This is a genomic window from Candidatus Symbiopectobacterium sp. (assembly GCF_020054415.1).
Classification (GTDB): domain Bacteria; phylum Pseudomonadota; class Gammaproteobacteria; order Enterobacterales; family Enterobacteriaceae; genus Symbiopectobacterium.
In genome coordinates, this window is sequence record NZ_JAHWCO010000577.1 from 1 (window position 1) to 2,946 (window position 2,946).

The window sequence follows — 2,946 nt, forward strand, 5'->3', positions numbered from 1 at the left end:
TCAGGTGGGTGAAGCCATGGCCATGGTCAAAGCGCTTAACCGGATCACGCTATTAGGAATGCCGAACAGTATTCGCATCACGTAACAATCGACCCGTATGGGGCGCAGTCATTACAGGTTCTGATTTATTCAACAAAGCCGGCTGCCAGCATAAAATCTATTTATTCAACAAAGCCAATTACAAAATGATTATATGGCCCGACAAGCCATAAGTTTAATAGTATATGCGTTGATTTGCGAATACTGATTTTATCCATTTAACTTATCTACAAAAAGCCCCGTTATTTATTCAAACAGCAGGGATTTTTTTATTTCATAAATTAAAGAAAAATTTCTGTGACATTACCTTTATCTATAGGGGTATAGTACCAGAATTCATCATTAATTTCCGCATGCTTCAACTTCTCTATAGGGATATTCTTCAGTACACCATTAACGGTTACTGAAATCTGTAACGTAAGCGGTTCTTGGCTGATGATGACTAAATCACCTTTTGTATTACTGTAAGCCGTAGCATTGTTGGCTAACTTATTTTCCTGGCCGTCAGCGATAACAGAATAGTCGAATTCCACATCTTTTTCGCTAATCGTTTGGACGCCATAGTAATCACCGTAAACGACGGGATCGTGGAAGAAGTCAAACTGACCGCCCTTGTTTTGTAATTTTACAAAATAGTAGTTAGGAATGGCGAATATCTGCTTCCCTATGGCTTTTTCATGATTAATGACTCTTTGCCTTACTATTTCCTGACGGTCTATTTTTTCGTAAGCGTGATACATCAGAGTGTAAGACCAGGTGAAAGTGATGCCACATAATGTAGTAACTACGGCAGTACCAATTACACCAGCTTTCACACCGCTTGTTAATAATCCATATGCTAGGAAGGAAATAGCGAACAGGAAGAACATAAACGTACCGTTCATAACCCTGTCAGGGTAGGAAGGGGATGCGAACATGATTAATGATGTGCCCAAGCCGACGCATATCACCAGCCCCGCAGAAACTAGATTACTTCTATCAATTTTTGCACGAATCTGCTTATTAAGAATAACCAGTATAACAAGCAGGAACAAAATAACATAGCCAATCCATATAAGGGTTAGGTGGTTATGGACTCTCTCAGTAATGTGGATAAAAATGCGTTCGAAAATTGATCGTCCATACCATAAATATTCCCCACTGGCGCGGATAAAATTACCCGGTGATAAAATTAACACACAGGATCCTAAGATTGCGCTGATGCTATAGATAATCTTATTTATAGAAACGGATTTTTCTCGCCATAATTCGTAAATAATTGCAAGTATAGAGAGCAGGGAGACAAATGGAGATACGCTCTCATTGGAACAACCAGCCATAAAACTGAGCAATGCAATCAATGGGTTGGTTTTTTTTATTTTTTTTGTTGTGATGCTGTAAATATAGAATAACCACGCCGCTAAAAATAGGTTTGTCCAAAGATAATTTGCTGCACCTACGATCCAAAAGGTAGTCTGCCCTAAGTTTGGGTTAGAAATCCAGTAGGTGAAAAAGATTAGTGGAAATAAAACATAGTCATGTTTGGACCAGCGTAAAGTACCTGCTGGGGTTTTTACAATGAAGTAGCAGAATGCAATCGCGGAAAACCCCGCAGCAACGGAATATATGAACTGTGATTGTGTGGAAAGAATAAGTGAACTAGCATAATCAGCGATGAACCTGCCACTCCAGGTAATGTAATGATGAAAGTGTGCTTCTGGTGATATCCCTAATAGATAATAACGGTAATCATCGGAGTGAATTGGAGTGTACCATTCAATGGCAAAAATGGCAATAAATGCCAACAATACAACCGCTGTTTTTGGTAATGACCTTAACATGATAATAATTACTCCATAGGCCGTTTTTTGCTCTTCACGATGTAACGAGGTCTCTGCTTAACTTCTGTATAAATTCTGCCAATGTACTCACCTAAAACACCAACACTTATTAACTGAACCCCACCCAAAAACAGTATAGAGACAAGAAGAGACGGATACCCGGGCACGTTATTACCAAATAGTAATTTATCTATAATCATCCATGCACCATAGATGAATGATAATCCGGCAACGAATAACCCGATGTATGTCCACATGCGAAGAGGGACTGTTGAGAAACCGGTAATCCCTTCCAATGCCAGGTTCCACAATTTCCAACCATTGAATTTCGAATTTCCTGCAACGCGCTCTGCACGGGCATATTCTACAACATCTGTATTCCCGCCTACCCAACTAAGCACGCCTTTCATGAATAGGTTGCGCTCTGGCATGAGTTTGATGTTCTCAACTACTTCACGTGACATTAGTCGAAAATCACCCACATTTTCTTCAATCTTTGGTGAGCTGATTTTATTGTGAAGTTTGTAAAAACATTCAGCATATTTACGCTTAAGGTGCCCATCAGTAGAGCGGTCAGTTCTTTTAGCAAGAACCATATCTGCGCCGGACTTCCATTTCTCAATCAGATTAGGAATCACCTCAATGGGGTCCTGCAGGTCAACATCAATAGGAATTATAGCTTCACCAGTAGCGTTATCTAGACCTGCAAATAGCGCTGCCTCTTTACCGAAATTTCTGGTGAAGGAGAGTGGAACGACCAGCTTGTCTGATACCGCCAGTGTATTGATGATGAATTCGGTTGAATCGCTACTCCCGTCGTTGATAAATACTATCTCAACGTCATATTCCTTTAACTCTTCAAACTCTCGCACTGTCTTATAGAAGATCGGTATTGTGGACTCTTCGTTAAAGACTGGAACGACCAAAGAGATTTTCATTAAGCCCCCGGCTTTGTTGAATAAATAGATTTTATGCTGGCAGCCCAGCGAAACGACGGATCCTCGCAACGTAAAATCATGCAGTTAGGCCTCATGAGAAAAGTGTACACCTGAGATGACAAGCATTTTCAACCAAAACTGGCATGGAA

2 protein-coding genes and 1 pseudogene are annotated in these 2,946 nt (G+C 40.3%); 1 reads left to right on the forward strand and 2 read right to left on the reverse strand.

The genetic code is table 11. The annotated features are described in order from the left end of the window. Positions 1–85: pseudogene (locus QZ506_RS16830) on the forward strand (lipoprotein); the annotation flags it as partial. 235 nt (positions 86–320) lie between these two features. On the opposite strand, the gene QZ506_RS16835 reads toward QZ506_RS16830, so the two are convergent. Together QZ506_RS16835 and QZ506_RS16840 are read right to left on the reverse strand one after the other, a co-directional pair. Then, positions 321–1,868 (reverse strand): DUF6056 family protein, encoded by a 1,548-nt coding sequence (locus QZ506_RS16835; protein WP_367273033.1) that lies wholly within the window; start codon positions 1,866–1,868, stop codon positions 321–323. After that, complete coding sequence (locus QZ506_RS16840; RefSeq protein ID WP_291972639.1) at positions 1,868–2,797, reverse strand: glycosyltransferase family 2 protein; 930 nt, start codon at positions 2,795–2,797, stop codon at positions 1,868–1,870. Before QZ506_RS16840 ends, QZ506_RS16835 begins: the two co-directional genes overlap by 1 nt. Between the last annotated feature and the right edge of the window lie 149 nt (positions 2,798–2,946).

Bases quoted from the DNA above. Each gene is read 5' to 3' on its own strand.
- QZ506_RS16840 (WP_291972639.1), bottom strand. From the start codon at position 2,797: ATGAAAATCTCTTTGGTCGTTCCAGTCTTTAACGAAGAGTCCACAATA.